Origin of the sequence: Zobellella maritima, assembly GCF_003075035.1 — a bacterium.
Taxonomy (GTDB): Bacteria; Pseudomonadota; Gammaproteobacteria; order Enterobacterales; family Aeromonadaceae; genus Oceanimonas; species Oceanimonas maritima.
Genome location: NZ_QCZE01000001.1, coordinates 2,060,359 through 2,076,546, shown reverse-complemented (window position 1 = coordinate 2,076,546; position 16,188 = coordinate 2,060,359). Strand labels below are relative to the sequence as shown.

General features: G+C 57.2%; 13 protein-coding genes. 4 read left to right on the top strand and 9 right to left on the bottom strand.

The window, feature by feature from the left end; translation table 11 throughout:
* Positions 1–7: 7 nt before the first annotated feature.
* From DCS96_RS09565 to DCS96_RS09555, 3 genes are all read right to left on the bottom strand, one after another.
* The gene (locus DCS96_RS09565) at positions 8–382 is read right to left on the bottom strand and encodes a DUF1850 domain-containing protein (RefSeq protein ID WP_116474590.1); all 375 of its coding nucleotides are present in this window, start codon (positions 380–382) and stop codon (positions 8–10) included.
* A complete protein-coding gene (locus DCS96_RS09560) occupies positions 382–2,394 on the bottom strand; it encodes a TRAP transporter permease (protein WP_198649980.1) in 2,013 nt (670 codons plus the stop codon). Before DCS96_RS09560 ends, DCS96_RS09565 begins: the two co-directional genes overlap by 1 nt.
* A gap of 101 nt (positions 2,395–2,495) precedes the next feature.
* Positions 2,496–3,443: a TAXI family TRAP transporter solute-binding subunit gene (locus tag DCS96_RS09555; protein ID WP_116474048.1), complete on the bottom strand. Its 948-nt coding sequence runs from the start codon at positions 3,441–3,443 to the stop codon at positions 2,496–2,498.
* 235 nt (positions 3,444–3,678) lie between these two features.
* Between DCS96_RS09555 and DCS96_RS09550 the strand changes: the two genes are divergently transcribed.
* Together DCS96_RS09550 and DCS96_RS09545 are read left to right on the top strand one after the other, a co-directional pair.
* On the top strand, positions 3,679–4,341 hold the full coding sequence (locus DCS96_RS09550) for an energy-coupling factor ABC transporter permease (RefSeq protein ID WP_198649979.1): 663 nt from the start codon (positions 3,679–3,681) through the stop codon (positions 4,339–4,341).
* 71 nt (positions 4,342–4,412) lie between these two features.
* Positions 4,413–5,141: a DsbA family protein gene (locus tag DCS96_RS09545; protein ID WP_116474046.1), complete on the top strand. Its 729-nt coding sequence runs from the start codon at positions 4,413–4,415 to the stop codon at positions 5,139–5,141.
* A 105-nt stretch (positions 5,142–5,246) separates the two neighbouring features.
* Here the strand turns inward: DCS96_RS09545 and ycaO are convergent, their stop codons facing one another.
* The 6 genes from ycaO to DCS96_RS09515 all read right to left on the bottom strand — a co-directional run bounded on the left by ycaO (position 5,247) and on the right by DCS96_RS09515 (position 14,139).
* Positions 5,247–7,001 carry a 30S ribosomal protein S12 methylthiotransferase accessory factor YcaO gene (ycaO, locus tag DCS96_RS09540; protein WP_116474045.1) on the bottom strand — a complete coding sequence of 585 codons (1,755 nt, stop codon included), beginning with the start codon at positions 6,999–7,001 and terminating at the stop codon, positions 5,247–5,249.
* Positions 7,002–7,527: 526 nt separating this feature from the next.
* Positions 7,528–8,631: an aspartate-semialdehyde dehydrogenase gene (gene asd / locus DCS96_RS09535; protein WP_116474044.1), complete on the bottom strand. Its 1,104-nt coding sequence runs from the start codon at positions 8,629–8,631 to the stop codon at positions 7,528–7,530.
* A gap of 237 nt (positions 8,632–8,868) precedes the next feature.
* A complete protein-coding gene (locus DCS96_RS09530) occupies positions 8,869–9,411 on the bottom strand; it encodes an MltR family transcriptional regulator (protein ID WP_116474043.1) in 543 nt (180 codons plus the stop codon).
* Between the two features lie 109 nt (positions 9,412–9,520).
* Entirely contained in the window at positions 9,521–10,681 is a 1,161-nt protein-coding gene (locus DCS96_RS09525; RefSeq protein WP_116474042.1) for a mannitol-1-phosphate 5-dehydrogenase, read from the bottom strand.
* Positions 10,682–10,872: 191 nt separating this feature from the next.
* Positions 10,873–12,801 carry a PTS mannitol transporter subunit IICBA gene (locus DCS96_RS09520; protein WP_116474041.1) on the bottom strand — a complete coding sequence of 643 codons (1,929 nt, stop codon included), beginning with the start codon at positions 12,799–12,801 and terminating at the stop codon, positions 10,873–10,875.
* A gap of 429 nt (positions 12,802–13,230) precedes the next feature.
* Positions 13,231–14,139: a lysine exporter LysO family protein gene (locus DCS96_RS09515; protein WP_116474040.1), complete on the bottom strand. Its 909-nt coding sequence runs from the start codon at positions 14,137–14,139 to the stop codon at positions 13,231–13,233.
* A 443-nt stretch (positions 14,140–14,582) separates the two neighbouring features.
* Here DCS96_RS09515 and DCS96_RS09510 point away from each other — a divergent pair, with 443 nt between their 5' ends.
* Together DCS96_RS09510 and DCS96_RS09505 are read left to right on the top strand one after the other, a co-directional pair.
* Positions 14,583–15,350: an ABC transporter ATP-binding protein gene (locus DCS96_RS09510; RefSeq protein WP_116474039.1), complete on the top strand. Its 768-nt coding sequence runs from the start codon at positions 14,583–14,585 to the stop codon at positions 15,348–15,350.
* 42 nt (positions 15,351–15,392) lie between these two features.
* Complete coding sequence (locus DCS96_RS09505; protein ID WP_116474038.1) at positions 15,393–16,169, top strand: ABC transporter substrate-binding protein; 777 nt, start codon at positions 15,393–15,395, stop codon at positions 16,167–16,169.
* Positions 16,170–16,188 lie beyond the last annotated feature (19 nt).

The following is a 16,188-nucleotide window of genomic DNA, read 5'->3' as shown; positions in this document are numbered from 1 at the left end:
TTGATATTCAGTTGACCTCCGTGTGGGTACAGGCACTGAGGGTTACGCCTTGCCCGGCCGGCAGCCAGTGGCTGAGCGGGCGGCACAGGCCCGAGTCCAGGCACAGGGTATAATCGGCGGTAAATTCAGAATCGGCAAGGACTACCTGCGGCAGGCGGATATTGGGCTGCCAATACCAGGCACCATCCTGCAGGCGCGCCTCGGGGGGCGGCTCCATGCCGGCCCCCGACCCTTGTACCCGGGCCTCGGTGAGCAGCAACCCCTGGTTGTCCAACCGGTAATGCTCTTGCCATGTTATCTTCTCGACCGAATGCATCCAGCTGAGGGTGAAGCCGGCGGTTACCAGCACCACCTTGGCCGTTGCCGTACCGAGGCACAGCATCAGGCTACCGCCAGCTTCTGCCGACGACGGTTGTGCAGCCAGTGGCGGCCCAGCAGCAGGGCGGACAGTATCAGGCCCACTTCGTCGGTCATCGGCAGCGAGAACACCAGCAGGGCGGCGGCGGCGATCATGGTCATACGCTCCCACCAGGCCAGCGGGTTCAGCCAGAAGCCGATGGCGCCCATGCCCCACAGGGATACAGCCAGCAGGGCCTTGAATACCACGAAAAGGGTGGCCAGGGTGCCGGCATCACCCTGTAACATCAGTTCGGGACTATAGACCGCCATATAGGGCACGATAAAACCGGCAATGGCGATCTGCAGCGAGCGGATGCCGATTTTCAGGCCGGAGGCCTTGGCGATAGGCGAGGCGGCGAACGCGGCCAGTGCCACCGGTGGCGTCAGATCGGCCATGATACCGAAATAGAACACGAACATATGGGAGACGATCAGCGGCACGCCCAGCTCCAGCAGGGCCGGAGCGGCGATCGAGCTGGTGATGATGTAGTTGGGGATGGTAGGAATGCCCATGCCCAGCACCAGGCAGGTAAACATGGTCAGCACCAGCGACAGCAGCAGGCTGTGCTCACCCAGCTGGATAATATAGCCGGCAACAATGGTAGCGGCACCGGTCAGGGAAATGACTCCGATAATGATGCCCACCAGGGCACAGGCTACCCCCACCGGCAGGGCATGCAGGGCACCCTGATAGAGGGCATTGACCACGGTGCCGAGAATGTCCTGTTCACGCTTGACCAACAACAGCACCGCCAGTACGGCGACCACCACGAAGATGGCGGTAATGCCGAACTGGTTGAAGGTGGCACAGGCCAGACCCAGGGCAATCCAGAAGCCGTAGCGCAAGCCCCTGGCACCCAGGTGAGTGGCTACGCCATTGGCCATGATCAGCACTGTGGTTAGCGCCAGGCCCATCATACCGGCGAATAGCGGGGTAAAACCGGAGAATAGCATCACCACCAGGGCCACCAGCGGCAGCAGCAGGTACCAGCGTTGCCTGAGGGCGGCCAGCGGGTTGGGGCATTCGGCCTTGGGCAGGCCATTGAGGCCGGCACGGCCGGCTTCCAGGTGCACCATCAGGAACACGGTAAAGAAATACAGTACGGCCGGGATTAGCGCGGCCTTGGTGATGTCCACATACGGGACATTGATGGTTTCGGCCATGATAAAAGCCACGGCACCCATCACCGGCGGCATGATCTGGCCACCCATAGAGCTGGTGGCTTCCACCGCCCCGGCGAAGTCGGCCTTGTAGCCGAATTTTTTCATCAGCGGGATAGTGAATTGACCGGTGCTGACCACATTGGCCACCCCAGAGCCGTTGATGGTGCCCATCATGCCGGAAGACAGCACGGATACCTTGGCAGGGCCGCCACGGGTGTGTCCTACCGAACCGATGGCCACATCGTTGAACAGTTTGAGCATACCCGCTTGTTCAAGGAAGGCACCGAACAGGATAAACAGGAAGATATAGCTGGAAGACACATAGGTCGGGGTACCGTAGATGCCTTCGGTGCTGAACGCCAGCTGGGACACCAGCTGATCCAGGCCATAGCCTCTGTGCATCAGGGCGTCGGGCAGGTGCTGCCCGCCCAGGGCGTAGCCGACAAAGATCAGGCAAATCAACGGCAGGGCCCAGCCCATCAGCCGGCGGGCAGCATCGAATACCATCAACAGGGTGACGCCGCCGATCAGCCAGTCAGCCTGGTTCATCTCGCCGGCGCGATAAATCAGCTCCGCCTCAAACCACCAGTGATATCCGGCGAACAGCAGGGCGACGCCGCCGAGCAGTGAACCCCAGATGGAAGGTCGGGACAGCGACTGACCGCGGGCACCGTACAGCTGGTAGACCAGAAACAGCAGGAAGCCGACGTGAATGGCCCGCACCACAGTGGTAGAGAGCGGGCTGAAGGCGGCGGTGATAATCTGGAAGAGGGAAAAGGCCAGGGCACCGTAAAAGATCAGTGCATGGGGCCGGGTACCGGTACTGCTCATTTTTATCTCCTCAGTCATTCATCAATGAAGACTGCCGTGTTGAACGGTTAACTCGTTTTGGGTGGGCGGGCCCGGTATTTTCCCGGCCGGGCCCGGACTGGTTAGTTGATCAGGCCTTTTTCCTTGAAGTAACGTTCGGCACCGGGGTGCAGCGGCAGGGGCAGCCCCTCGAGGGCCAGCTCGGGGTCGATGCCGTCGGCGGCATTGTGGGCATTACGCAGTGCCGGCAGGTTTTCATAGACCTGTCTGGCCATCTGGTAGGCGACATCGTCACTGACCTTGCTATGGGTGATCAGCAGATTGCTGATGGCGACGGTGGGGACAGTTTCATCCTGACCGGTATAGGTACCGGCCGGGATCTGGCTGGCCCGGTAGGCATCGTTACCGATTTTGGCCACCAGCTCGGCGGGAATCGGGATAAAAACCACAGGCGCATGGGAGGCAAGATCGCGGAAGGCGGCCATGCCAAGGCCGGCGGATTGCAGGGTGGCGTCCAGCTGACGGTTCTTCATTAGTTCGACCGACTCGCCGAAGGGCAGGTATTCGGTGCGTGAGAAATCATCGTAGCCGATGCCGGCAGCCTTGAAGATGGCGCGGGCATTGAGTTCGGTACCCGAGCTGGGGGCACCCACCGAAATGCGTTTGCCTTTCAGATCTGCCAGGGTTTTAATGCCGCTGTCGGCCCGGGCTACTATCTGGATGTAGTTGGAGTAGGTGGAACCGACCGCCCTGAGTTTTTTTAGCGGCACCTTGAAGCCGGCTTCCTCGATGCCGTTCCAGGCATCGGCGACACTGTCGGCCAGGGCAAAACCGATTTCGCCCCGTTCTTTCTGCAACAGGTTAAGATTTTCGCCGGAAGCGCGGGTAGCCTGTACCTGGACCCTGGCATCGGGGATATGCTCACCATAGAGCTGGGAAATAGCCACGCCTAGCGGGTAGTAGACGCCACTGGTGCCGCCGGTGAGTACATTGATAAATTCTGCGGCCTGGGCGCTGGTGACCGACAGGGCGAGGGTGGTGCCGAGCAAGAATTGTTTGATTACCTTCATTGGTGTAATTCCTTGGTTATGAGAGTGCATCCATAACTATGCACTTTTGATGCCAAGGGTTAATGAGCTGTTATTTTTGTTTAAGCTTATGATGTGCATGAGTATTTTTTACAGCTCAAAGGGGCGCGTTCTGATTTTTCAGAATATCTCGCTGGTGTTCGTCCGGGATGTCAGAAATTCTGCGGATGGAGGACTTCCATGACAAGGCGCTCGAGCCGACGCTCGTCCCAAGAGTATGGAAGGCCATAGTCATGATAAAAAGGAGTCCGCATTGATCCTGTGGTTGCTGAATCTGGGCATACTGGTATTGGCCGGCCGGGGAGCTAACTGGTCCCGGTTGCTAAGCGACAAGTCTTATCAGCATCTGTGCTTCGGCAGTGCCATCGCCCTGGTGCCGCTGTGGATGTTGCAGGCGGGTATCAAGGAGGGGCTGGAGTTTCACTTCCTGGGATTGACCACGCTTGCCCTGATGCTGGGCTGGCGTATGAGCCAGTTTATGGCGCTGCTCAGCCTGTTGCTGGTGACTCTGTTCGGTTTCGAGGGCTGGGCGCATTTTGGGATGAATCTGATGCTGGGGGTGATATTACCCATCTCCACCAGCTATTTCGTGTTTTTGTTGAGCTACAGCTACTTAACCCGCCATCTGTTTGTGTATATTTTTGTTGCCGGTTTTTTCAATGGTGCGCTGGCAATTGCCGTGAAAAGCATTGCCTTTGCCGTTTATATTGCCGATGCTGGTATCTATAGCTGGAATACGGTAGTCGATAATTATCTGAGCATACTACCCCTATTGCTGTTTCCCGAAGCCCTGCTCAATGGCATGGCGCTGACCCTGCTGGTTGTATTCCGTCCCCAGTGGGTCTGTACTTTTTATGATCGGGACTATCTGAATAAGTAATGCGGATGAGCACTTTTTGCAGCTGAGCCTGTCTGTTACTGAGATCACACTCTACTGAAAGCGAGAACCCTATGAAGAAACGACTGCTGTTATCCCTTGCTCCCCTGTTGATGCTGTCTGTTGCACCGACGGCCCAGGCCGAGATGAGCAGGGAAGAGTTCCAGAAGCTGGTCAGGGAAACCTTGCTTGAGCAGCCCGAAATACTGCGTGAAGCCATCATAAAACTGGAAGAAAATGACCGACTGGCCCAGCAAAAGCAGTTCGAGGCCCAGGTTCGTGAGCAGTCAAAGCTGCTGTTTGCCAGCAAGACGGATGGTGTCATGGGCAATCCCAAGGGCAGCATCGAGATGGTGTATTTTACCGACTACAACTGTCCCTACTGCCGGCGCCTCAATGCCACCCTGCTGGAGGTGCTGAAAACCGAGCCGGAACTAAAGGTGATCGTCAAGGATATCGGTATTCTGGGGCCGGATTCGGTGAAGGCTGCCCGCCTGGCACTGGCAGCCGCTCAGGAATCTCCCAGGCAATATGAAGAATTACATCAGGTGATGATGAGCCAGCAGCGGGTGCAGGCCGGGGCTCTGAAAAGCATTGCCGACAAGGCCGGGCTGGATGTGGATACCTTGCAGGCCAGGGCCGACAGCAAGGGCATTACCGACAAGCTCAACCAGAATATGGCCCTGTTTCGCGGCCTGGGGTTGAACGGTACGCCGGCTCTGGTGTTTGCCGACGGTACCCTGATCCCGGGCGCCATTGATACCGCCGGCCTGCAGCAAATGCTGCAGGATAAGAAATCCTGACGGCTGACGGCGGGTAATAGGGACTGAAAAAGCAAGACCCCGGCCTGGCCGGGGTCTGTTCTTTGAGGCAATGCCGGCAACCATGTTGGTTACCGGGCACTTCCTTTAGCGCTTGGCGGCGCGCTTGGCCTTTTGCAGTTTTTCATAGGTGGCCAGCAGCGCCTGGTGGGCGGCAAAGTCCTTCAGGCTTTCATCGGCGACGGTCAGGCCGTGGAAACGAGCCGTACCGGCAATCTGCTGCCAGGCCTGAGCGACGGTATCGGCGCCGTACATGCTTTCGAAGGCGGCCCTGTACTGTTCCGGCTGCCGGCTGTCGTCCAGATGCAGTTCCAGGGAAGCCTTCAGGCAGCGGTAGTAACGCTGGCGGGCGTCGGTGAAGACCGAGGCATTGAAGCTCAGGGTCCAGTCGGCATAATCCAGGGCGGTTTCCAACTCGCCGGCGGCCAGCGCCAGCATGCCTTTCAGTTCGCCCACCCGCAGGGTATGCCAGGCGGTGCCCTTGTTGGGTGCGACGCCTATCAGCTCCCGGACCCGGGTAAAGTCGTCCAGGCCTTCCTCTTCCAACTGCTCATAGAAGCCCATCAGCTGCTCGGCATCGGCATCCGAGCCGGGCAGGCTGAGGATGGTGGCGCGCAGGTGGGCACCCATGTTGTTGTTGGCCAGCAGCATGTCTTCCACCGGGTAGATATCGGACATGCCGGGCACCAGGATGCGGCAGGCATAGACACCCAGGTGCTCGTAGTCGGCGATATACACCGGCTGCTGCAGCTTGTTGAAGATGGCCATCAGGTGGCTGAACTCCTGCTCTGAGCTGCCGCTGAAATCCCAGTCGGCAAATTCAAAGTCGGCCTGCTCCTTGAACATGTCCCAGCTGATCAGGCCCGAGGAGTCGATGAAGTGGGTTTCCAGGTTGTGGTGATCGGCCACTTCGTCGTCTTCGAAAGAAGGCGGCACGAACACGTCCAGATCCTTCAGGCTACGGCCCTGCAGCAGCTCGGTGACGGTGCGTTCCAGGGCCACCTCAAAGCGGGGATGGGCGCCGAACGAGGCGAAGCAGGTCCCGTTGGCCGGGTTGAACAACACCACGCAGATCACCGGATATTCGCCGCCCAGGGAGGCATCGAAGGCATGGATGGGGAAGCCTTCCGCTTCCAGTGCCGCGATCGATTCCTGGATATGGGGATAACGGGCCATGACCTCGGCGGGAATGGTCGGCAGGCTGATGCGCTCACTGATGATGCGGTTTTTGATATGGCGCTCGAATACCTCCGACAGCCCCTGGGTGCGGGCCTCGGTACGGGTGTTGCCGGCGCTCATGCCGTTGGATACGTAGAGGTTGCCCACTATGTTCATGGGAATATAGACGGTCTGGCCGTTGTCCTGGCGCGCGAAGGGCAGGGCGCAGATGCCGCGTTCGGCATTGCCCGACTGCAGGTCGATCAGCATATCGGCGGTCAGTTCGCCGTCGGGATCGTAAAAGCCGCGGGTATAGTCGTCGAGCAGCCCGGCCGGCAGGCTGTTGTCCTGGGTCAGCGGGAACCACTTTTCGTTGGGATAGTGCACGAAGTCGCCCCGGGCGATGTCCTGACCCAGGTAGAAGTCGGCGAAGAAATAGTTGGTGGCCAGCCGCTCGAAGTATTCACCCAGGGCCGAGGCCAGGGCGGCTTTCTTACTGGCTCCCTTGCCGTTGGTGAAGCACAGCGGGCAATCCTTGTCGCGGATATGCACAGACCATACATTGGGCACCGGGTTGAGCCAGGAGGCTTCTTCGATATTAAAGCCCAAGGCGCTCAGTTGTTGCTGGAAGTAGCTAATTGAATCCTCTAGCGCGGCGTCTTTGCTGGGAATAAAAGTTTTCATGGCGTTCCTTGGGCGTGATCGGCAAAAAGGGGAGCGATCCTAACCCGAGCACAGAAATTGAACAAGTGGGATGATCGGCAGTGTAGACCTAATCTGCTGATCGGCTATAGCGCATAAAGAGGCAGCAGGGTTGCCTCCCTCCGACACGCTTCGAGCACATCCCTGTGACGCTCGGTACATGCCGTCCATGGCATGTGACGGTCGGCTGAGGCAATCCCTGCTGTCTCTTCCATGACCCGGAGCTGTCTGTTGGAGGAATCATCAGGCGACTCCGCTGCCCGGAGGAGGGCAAAGGGTGTCTGCTCAGCCGACCATCCGCGCCACGGATGGCGCGGCTGAGCCCCCAGGGAGGGGTTTACGGCGTGTCGGAGGAGCAGTGCCCTTTGTCCGATTTCTTGCTGTCATCAAAGTTAACAAAAATTTGTGGCAGTGTTGTCTCTGGATTTCCGGCCCAAAGTTTAGGATTGGCCAGCCGCCACGAAAAAGCCCGCCGGGTGGCGGGCTTTCAACATAACAGGTATGGCGCTTACGGCAGCAGGTGCAGCATGCGGCGCAGGGGCTCGGCGGCACCCCACAGCAGCTGGTCGCCCACGGTAAAGGCAGACAGGTACTCGGGACCCATGTTCAGCTTGCGCAGACGACCGACCGGTACGCTCAGGGTGCCGGTGACCGCGGCCGGGGTCAGCTCTTCCATCGACAGCTGGCGATCGTTGGGGATCACCTTGACCCAGTCGTTGTGGCTGGCCAGCAGTTGCTCGATGTCACTGATCGGCAGATCTTTCTTCAGCTTGATGGTGAACGACTGGCTGTGGCAGCGCAGGGCGCCGATGCGCACGCACAGGCCGTCAACCGGGATGGCCTGCTCGATGCCGAGGATCTTGTTGGTTTCGGCCTGGCCTTTCCACTCTTCACGGCTCTGGCCGTTTTCCAGCTGGGAGTCGATCCAGGGGATCAGGCTACCGGCCAGGGGGACCCCGAAGTTGTCGACCGGCAGCTCGCCGCTACGGGTTTTCTCGGTGACCTTGCGTTCCAGCTCAAGGATGGCGGAGGAGGGATCGGCCAGTTCGGAGGCGACTTCATCGCGCAGCATGCCCATCTGGGTCACCAGTTCGCGCATATGGCGGGCTCCGCCACCGGAGGCCGCCTGATAGGTAGACACCGCCACCCACTCGACCAGATCCTGCTCAAACAGGCCGCCCAGGGCCATCAACATCAGGCTGACGGTGCAGTTGCCGCCGACGAAGGTCTTGACGCCATTGTCCAGCGCCTGCTGGATCTGCTTGCCGTTGACCGGATCCAGCACGATCAGTGCCTCGTCGTCCATGCGCAGGGCAGAGGCGGCGTCGATCCAGTAGCCGTTCCAGCCGGCGGCACGCAGCTTGGGATAGACCTCCTTGGTGTAGTCGCCGCCCTGGCAGGTCAGGACCACATCCAGCGCCTTGAGGGCGTCGATATCATAGGCGTTCTGCAGGGTGCCGGCGTCTTTGCCGAAGTCAGGGGCAGGCTGGCCAGCCTGGGATGTAGTGAAAAACACCGGATCGATACGGGCGAAATCCCCTTCTTCTACCATGCGGCTCATCAATACCGAGCCAACCATACCGCGCCAGCCGACCAGACCTACTTTTTTCATAATCAAGTGCCTTCCCTTGGAAGTGAGTAAATAAATTTCCTACCTCACAATACTGATTGAGCGCAAAGGTGCAAGGGGCAAACGAAGATAAGGGAGTGATTTTTTATGCATGGCCCCCGGTTATCGGGCTCATCGTGCGGTAAGGCGTTGGCCAGGTTGCGGGCATTGGCTTCGGTGAGCAGCGGCATTGCTTGACCGAGCACGCGCCGGCCTGGGGGTGGAGCAGGCGATGTCGTCTTAACTGCCGGCAAACAGGGGGTTACTTCTCATCATCTCACTACAGGCGTCGGCCACGGCCAGGATCAGGGCCGAGCGGATGACCTGTTCCTGTCGGGCCAGTTGCATCTGATGCAGATTGGGATCCAGATCTGCCGCAGGTGCAGGCATGGAGAAGGGTTGCACCTCCATGTTGGCGACCATATGCAGTGACTGCAGGGTTTCCGTGATTTCCAGATCCATCATGTGGTAGTCATGGCCTTGCCGGTTGAGGAAGTCGCGCAGTTTGATCAGCTGCTCTATGTCCTGATACAGGGGTTGCGCGATAACCCCCAGGCCATAGATAAGCTTGAGGCGCACGTTCAAATCCGCCAGCGGTCCCATGCTGCCGAGTAGAGGTTCAACGGCGAATTTGACAGCATAATCGTCTTTGCGGAATACCTTCTGTATCAGCTGATCGAGCATGTTATCGAACACATCCACCATGGCGATAATAAACCCCCTGGCACTGGACGCCTGGTTCAGGTGTTCGAATATCTCGGCTTCTTGCTCATGGTTTATCATGCTCTTGGGCTCTTACTGCTAAACATTAATCAAGCTGGATCACCGTTCCTGGTCCCGATGCTCACAAGTAATCATGTCAGGTGAGGCGAACGGCGCCTCACCGGGGATATTATGCAGAATGGCGATTCAGCTGATGATAGAGTTCCTCTATGCGACCGGCAGATGCACTGTCCGGATCCAGGCCGGTATAGTGGGATAGAGCCGGGCGCAGCCCTTGTTGGGCCAACATCTGCTGTAATTCTACCGCTTGCGGATCGGCGTCATTTTTATAGAAAAACGCCGCCGCAATGCCTTTTAACAGATTTGTGTTGTCGATGCCATATTCCAGGGTGCCCAGCAGCGGCTTGATCAGCCGGTCATTGGCACCCAGCTTGCGAATTGGTTGGCGACCGACCCGGTCGATTTCATCCACCAGATGGGGGTTGGCGAAGCGGCCGAGAATCTTCTCTATATAAGCCTGGTGCTGCTCTTGGTCAAAACCATAACGTTTGACCAGGACGGCGCCGCTTTCCTGCATGGCAGCCTTGACCTGAGCCCGGATGTCCGCATCGGCGATGGCCTCACCTATGGTGCGATAGCCCGCCAGGGCGCCCAGGTAGGCGGTAATGATATGGCCGGTGTTGAGGGTGAACAGCTTGCGTTCAACAAAGGCCATCAGGTTGTCTGTCGGCTCCATGCCCTTGATATCGGGGACATCGCCCTTGAACTGGGTCTGATCCACTATCCATTCGCTGAAGGACTCGACAGTCACCGCCAGCGGATCCGAGGCATCGGCGGAGGGAGGCACGATGCGGTCCACCGCCGAGTCGACAAAGCCGACATGGCGCTCCAGCTTGGTCTGATATTGTTCGGGCAGATGTTTGAGCACTTCGGCCTTCAGGAAGCTGGTACCGCGGACCTGGTTTTCGCAGGCGATGATATTGAGTGGCCGTTGGTTGTCCCGTTCGAAGCGCAGTTGCAGGCCGATAGCCAGCGTCTTGGCGATCAGGGTGAGCACGGTCGGGCCGACGGCGGTGGTAATAAGATCGGTGTCGGCGATTAGCTCGATCAGCTCGGGGCGGGTAGAATCAACGGCGTTCACGCCGGTGACTATCTCGGTACGGACTTCGCTGCCGACGATGTGCACCGGATAGCTGTGCCGGCTTTGGAGTTCGCTGATAAGTTGCTGGTTGACGTCGGCAAAGGTCACCTCGATGCCGGAATCGGCCAGCAGTTTACCGATAAAGCCCCGGCCTATGTTGCCGGCGCCAAAATGGATAGCGGTTGTCATGGGTTCACCTGTTCAAGGGGACCTGAGGGTCCCGGGTTACTGACGAATTCAAGATACTGTGCACTCGGTAGAGGGGCCCGGCTCCGCCCACACGCTGTGGTTACATTCGCGTTGGCTCGTATATGCCATATTTGGCATATGACGGTCGGCGGAGCGGCTCCTCTTTGCTCTTTTATGATTGATGCTCAGGCTCAAGCCGGATTAAGTACCTGCAGTATCTCGTCCACGCTTTGAGTAGATGCCAGCCGTACAATGGCGTCATCGTCGTCGAGAGCGCCGGTAATGGCGGCGATCACATCGAGATGTTCGTTATTGCGGGCGGCGATGGCGATCACCAGCTTGGCAATATCATCGTCGTCGTCACCGAACTTCACCCCCTGTGGGTACTGGCAGACAATGACGCCGGTCTTCTTCACCGAATCCTTGGCTTCTACTGTGCCATGAGGCACGGCGATGGACTCGCCCAGGTAGGTTGACGTGATTTTTTCCCGGGCCAGCATGGCGTCCACGTAGCTCGGCTCCACGTAACCGCCTTTTACCAGCTGCTCACCGGCGAAGCGGATGGCCTCTTCCTTGTTTGCGGCACTCAGCCCCAGATGGATGTTGGCTGCCTGCAACCGGAAGGGAGCATTGCTGCCCTGTTCTGCCGTCTCGGGAGCGGCAGGGGCGGGCGCTGCTGCGGGGGCCGGTGCCGGTTCAGCGGCGGCCGGGGCGCTGGCCTTGCTCAAGCGAGCGACCAGGCTGTCGTAGAGGGAACCGTCGAGGAAGTTGTTGAGCGAGATATGCTCGGCCAGGGGCGCGTGGCGACGGGCCCGATCGGTCAGATCCTTGTGGGTGAGTACGATATCGACGCTGTCGTCCAGGTTGTTGATCGCCAGGTTGCTGACCGAGATACCGAGTCCTGCCGCCGTCACCTTTTTGGAGAGCATGCTGGCTGCCATGGCGCTGGAGCCCATACCCGCATCGCAGGCAACGATAATCTTGCGTACCGAGGCGGGATCCTTGGTGATGGTCGCGGCACCGGCCTGGCCCTTGCTTTCGGCTTTCATCGCCTGCATTCGGGCGGAGGCCGCTTCCAGCTCATCCTCGCCACCTTCTTCCTGGCGCTGGGTTTTCATCAGCAGCGAAGCGACAACGAAAGAGACGGCCGTAGAGGCAAGGATGGCCAGCACGACACCCATATGGGCCCCTTTCGGGGTCATCAGCATCACCGCGAAGATGGAGCCGGGAGAGGCGGGGGCCTGCAGACCGGCATTGAACAGGGTCAGGGTGAATACCCCGGTCATGCCACCGGCGATAACGGCCAGCAGCAGGCGTGGGTTCATCAGTACATAGGGGAAGTAGATTTCGTGAATACCGCCGAAGAAGTGGATGATGGAGGCACCGGCGGCGGACTGTTTGGCATTACCACGACCGAACAGGGTATAGGCCAAAAGCACACCCATACCCGGACCCGGGTTGGCTTCGATCAGGAAGAAGATGGACTGGCCGAATTCACTGGCCTGCTGGATCCCGAGCGGTGTGAAGATACCATGGTTGATGGCGTTGTTCAGGAACAGGATCTTGGCCACTTCCACAAAGATGGAGGTCAGCGGCAGCAGACCGGCGTCGACCAGGAAGCCAACACCCGAGGCCAGGGTGATGGACAGCAACTTGACCAGGGGACCGATCAACAAGTAGGCGATAATGGCACAGATCATGCCGATAATACCCGCCGAGAAGTTGTTGACCAGCATCTCGAAGCCGCTCTTCACCTTGCCGTGAATGGCCTTGTCGAAGTGCTTGATGGCCCAGCCGCCGGCAGGACCGACGATCATGGCGCCCATAAACATGGGGATATCGGTCCCCACTATTACCCCCATGGTGGTAATGGCGCCGACCACGGCACCCCGATCGCCGCCCACCAGCTTACCGCCGGTATAACCAATCAGCAGCGGCAGCAGATAGGTGATCATGGGGCCGACCATGTTGGCCAGGGTTTCGTTCGGCAGCCAACCGGTGGGAATAAAGAGGGCGGTGATAAAGCCCCAGGCGATAAAGGCGCCGATATTGGGCATCACCATATTGGACAGGAAGCGTCCAAAATTCTGAATTTTGATTTTGCTGTTCTGGGATAACATAAATAACCCCGCCTAGTGCGATGTCAGTTCCATTGTCGGTAGGCGGCATGCCGCCCGTTTTTTAAACTCGTAAGAAATCTAACATCTCTGGAACAAAGCGTAGCGGGAGTGGTAGTTAATGTGATTAAGATCTGTTTTTTTGAAGTTTCCTTAAACCATTTAAGTGACATTCGTCACATTAACAGCTGGTATTTTTGTTACTTTTCACATGCATCACTTAATAAAACAGATTTAATTGTGATTCAAGTCACAATTAAATCCCTATCCATCTAATTTCTAATGTGACTTACATCTCACTTCTGGATAATTTTTATGTTTTGATCTTGGGTTGTAGTGATCTGTATCACATTGATGATCGCAATAGATGCCGGTGTCCGGCCTCGACAAGAGGCCGATCAATAAAGGTGTAATTAAATTACATTATGAGGGTCAGGCGGAGAGAGACAAAAAACTCAGGATCAGCACAGGGCCTGATAGGCTGAGGATAAAGCCGGAAACAATGGCAACCGGGACCACGCTCACACCACCGGAACGCTGCAGCACCGGCAGGGTAAAGTCCATGGCGGTGGCCCCGCCATAGCCGATGGCGCAGGAGGGATGGCGACGCATCAGGGTGGGGATGATCAGGATGGCGACCAGCTCCCGGGCCAGATCGTTGAGGAAGGCGGCGCTGCCCAGTACCGGGCCCAGTTTGTCACTGATCAGGATGCCCGAGAGGGAGTACCAGCCATTACCGGATGCAAAGGCGAGGCCCTGGGAAAGGGGCATATCCAACAGCCAGGCTCCGGCCAGGCCACCAGCCCAGGAGCTGGTCATCACAGTCAGGCTGATTGCCAGTCCCCATGGGTTAAGCAGTATCTGCCGTAGTTTCATGCCGGAATTGCGCAATTGAATACCGATCAGCAACAGCAATAACATCAGCGCCCATTCGCTCAGGGTATCCACCGCAAACCACTCTTTATCCAGAAACTGGCCTGCCAGTATGCCCGCGAGGATCACCACACAAAGCTTGACCGAGTCCAGTAACAGGGTCCATTTGCTCAGGGGCGGCAGGCCTCGTTCGCCGCTTAACCGACCGCGGCGGGTATCCAGCAGCCAGAGCCCGGCCAGGTTGGCGAGGGTAATGCAGCCGAGAAAGACCAGGGACACAGAGAAGATGGTGCCCAGATGATCGGTCAGGTTATCGACGAAGGCCAGGCCGATCCCCATCAGGAACAGGATCAGGTATACCATGCGAGCGACGGCCACATTGATAAAGTGGACGATGGACTGGGAGCGGCAGGGGATGCAGTAGCCAATGGCGAGGGGCAGGAGAACGATCAGCAAACCGGAGTACATGAGATTATCTTCCAATATATTGATGCGGCTTGATTTTTGGCCACAATATTCCATTTATCACAGGATACGTGAGCCAATATGGAAAAAAAAGCCGAATATTAGCAGGTGATGGTGTGGCTCGATGAGACGCGGGGAGCCACAAAAGTGGAGTCTGTGCATAAATTGGCAGGCGGATAACCGCTGCCTTACCGCAGCCGGCCAAAAATGGGCACCCTCAGCGATCAAATATGTCGACAGTGATGTTTTATTCGCTATTTTTGAATAATTTTATACTGAATAATGATGGTAAACGTGTATAAAAAACCGACCATTGCGGATTTATAAAGAATATTATGTTGTTTTTGGGCGGCTCAGATGGTAATTTTTCGATAGCGGTTAACAAGTTGTTAACTATGGATGTGGTTATTGCCGCTGTGACGGCATCAGGAATAAAGGTCTAACGGATGAGTGAACCTGCCCTCGAAGTATCGGGTCTGCATAAGCACTACGGCTCTCTGGAAGTGCTTAAAGGTATTGATTTAAATGCAAAAAAAGGCGATGTCATCTCCATTATCGGCTCTTCTGGTTCGGGTAAATCCACCTTTTTACGCTGTATCAACCTGCTGGAAACCCCCTCGGCAGGTGAAGTCAGGTTGCACGGTGAACTGATTGAAATGCGTACCAACCGCAGCGGTGAACGTGAACCTGCCAATATGAGACAGGTTGAACGCATTCGTTCCCGGTTGGCGATGGTCTTTCAGAGTTTCAACTTATGGTCTCATATGACTATATTGGAGAATGTCATCGAGATCCCCGTACATGTGCTCAAGGTGCCGAAAAAACAGGCCATAGAGAAGGCCGAAGCCCTGTTGCAGAGGGTAGGCCTGTATGAACGGCGGGAATATTATCCCGGTCATCTGTCCGGCGGTCAGCAGCAAAGGGCAGCCATCGCCCGAGCCCTGGCGGTAGACCCCGAAGTCATGCTGTTTGATGAGCCAACCTCGGCACTGGATCCCGAGTTGGTGGGTGAGGTGTTGGGTGTCATGCGCGGCTTGGCGGAGGAAGGGCGTACCATGCTGGTGGTGACCCATGAAATGAGTTTTGCCCGGGACGTGTCCAACAAGGTGATGTTCCTGCATCAGGGGCTGGTCGAAGAGCAGGGTGATCCCAAGCAGGTGTTTGCCCATCCCAGCTCGGAGCGGTTCAAGCAGTTTATTTCCTCGGTTTATTAAAGATAAATGCCAAACGGATATACCACACAAGGAGTAAGGCAAATGAAAAAATGGTTTGTTGCAGGAGCCATCATGGCCAGCCTGGCGGCCGGTGCCGTACAGGCAAAAGAATGGAAGACAGTACGTTTTGGTATTGAAGGCGCCTACCCTCCCTTCTCCTGGACAGATGAAAGCGGTCAGCTGCAAGGTTTCGACGTAGATATGGCCAATGCCCTGTGCGAGCAGATGCAGGTGAAATGTCAGCTGGTGGCGCAAGACTGGGATGGCATTATTCCGGCGCTGCTGGCCCGTAAATATGATGCCATTATCGCGGCGATGTCGATCACCGAAGAACGCAAGCGCACCGTGGACTTTACCCAGCGCTATGCCCTGGTGCCCAACAAATTTGTGGCCAGGAAAGGCACCACCCTGGATTTAAGCAAGGAAGGGCTGGCCGGCAAGCGGGTGGGGGTACAGATAGCGACCACGCATGACAAGTATCTGACCGATAATTTTGGCAGTGATGTCAACCTGGTGCGTTACGGAAACGCCGATGAGGCCTATCTGGATCTGAAGTCGGGGCGTCTTGATTATGTGTTCCTCGACGCCACCGCCATCGAGGAAGGTTTGCTCAACAAGGAAGGTGGTGACGCCTTTGAATTTGTTGGTCCCTCGGTAACCGACGAGCAGTGGTTTGGCGAAGGATTCGGTATTGCCGTGCGCAAGCAGGACAAAGATCTCAAAGATATGCTGAACAAGGCCATCGGTGAGTTGCGTGAAAACGGCAAATACCAGGAAGTTAACGGCAAGTACTTTGAATACGATGTTTACGGCGGTTAATCAGTAGTTATCGGCCCCT

Excerpts from the sequence above, each read along its gene's own strand:
- DCS96_RS09565 (WP_116474590.1), bottom strand. The coding sequence starts at position 382 with ATGCTGTGCCTCGGTACGGCAACGGCCAAGGTGGTGCTGGTAACCGCC.
- DCS96_RS09560 (WP_198649980.1), bottom strand. The coding sequence starts at position 2,394 with ATGAGCAGTACCGGTACCCGGCCCCATGCACTGATCTTTTACGGTGCC.
- DCS96_RS09555 (WP_116474048.1), bottom strand. The coding sequence starts at position 3,443 with ATGAAGGTAATCAAACAATTCTTGCTCGGCACCACCCTCGCCCTGTCG.
- DCS96_RS09550 (WP_198649979.1), top strand. The coding sequence starts at position 3,679 with ATGGAAGGCCATAGTCATGATAAAAAGGAGTCCGCATTGATCCTGTGG.
- DCS96_RS09545 (WP_116474046.1), top strand. The coding sequence starts at position 4,413 with ATGAAGAAACGACTGCTGTTATCCCTTGCTCCCCTGTTGATGCTGTCT.
- ycaO (WP_116474045.1), bottom strand. The coding sequence starts at position 7,001 with ATGAAAACTTTTATTCCCAGCAAAGACGCCGCGCTAGAGGATTCAATT.
- asd (WP_116474044.1), bottom strand. The coding sequence starts at position 8,631 with ATGAAAAAAGTAGGTCTGGTCGGCTGGCGCGGTATGGTTGGCTCGGTA.
- DCS96_RS09530 (WP_116474043.1), bottom strand. The coding sequence starts at position 9,411 with ATGATAAACCATGAGCAAGAAGCCGAGATATTCGAACACCTGAACCAG.
- DCS96_RS09525 (WP_116474042.1), bottom strand. The coding sequence starts at position 10,681 with ATGACAACCGCTATCCATTTTGGCGCCGGCAACATAGGCCGGGGCTTT.
- DCS96_RS09520 (WP_116474041.1), bottom strand. The coding sequence starts at position 12,801 with ATGTTATCCCAGAACAGCAAAATCAAAATTCAGAATTTTGGACGCTTC.
- DCS96_RS09515 (WP_116474040.1), bottom strand. The coding sequence starts at position 14,139 with ATGTACTCCGGTTTGCTGATCGTTCTCCTGCCCCTCGCCATTGGCTAC.
- DCS96_RS09510 (WP_116474039.1), top strand. The coding sequence starts at position 14,583 with ATGAGTGAACCTGCCCTCGAAGTATCGGGTCTGCATAAGCACTACGGC.
- DCS96_RS09505 (WP_116474038.1), top strand. The coding sequence starts at position 15,393 with ATGAAAAAATGGTTTGTTGCAGGAGCCATCATGGCCAGCCTGGCGGCC.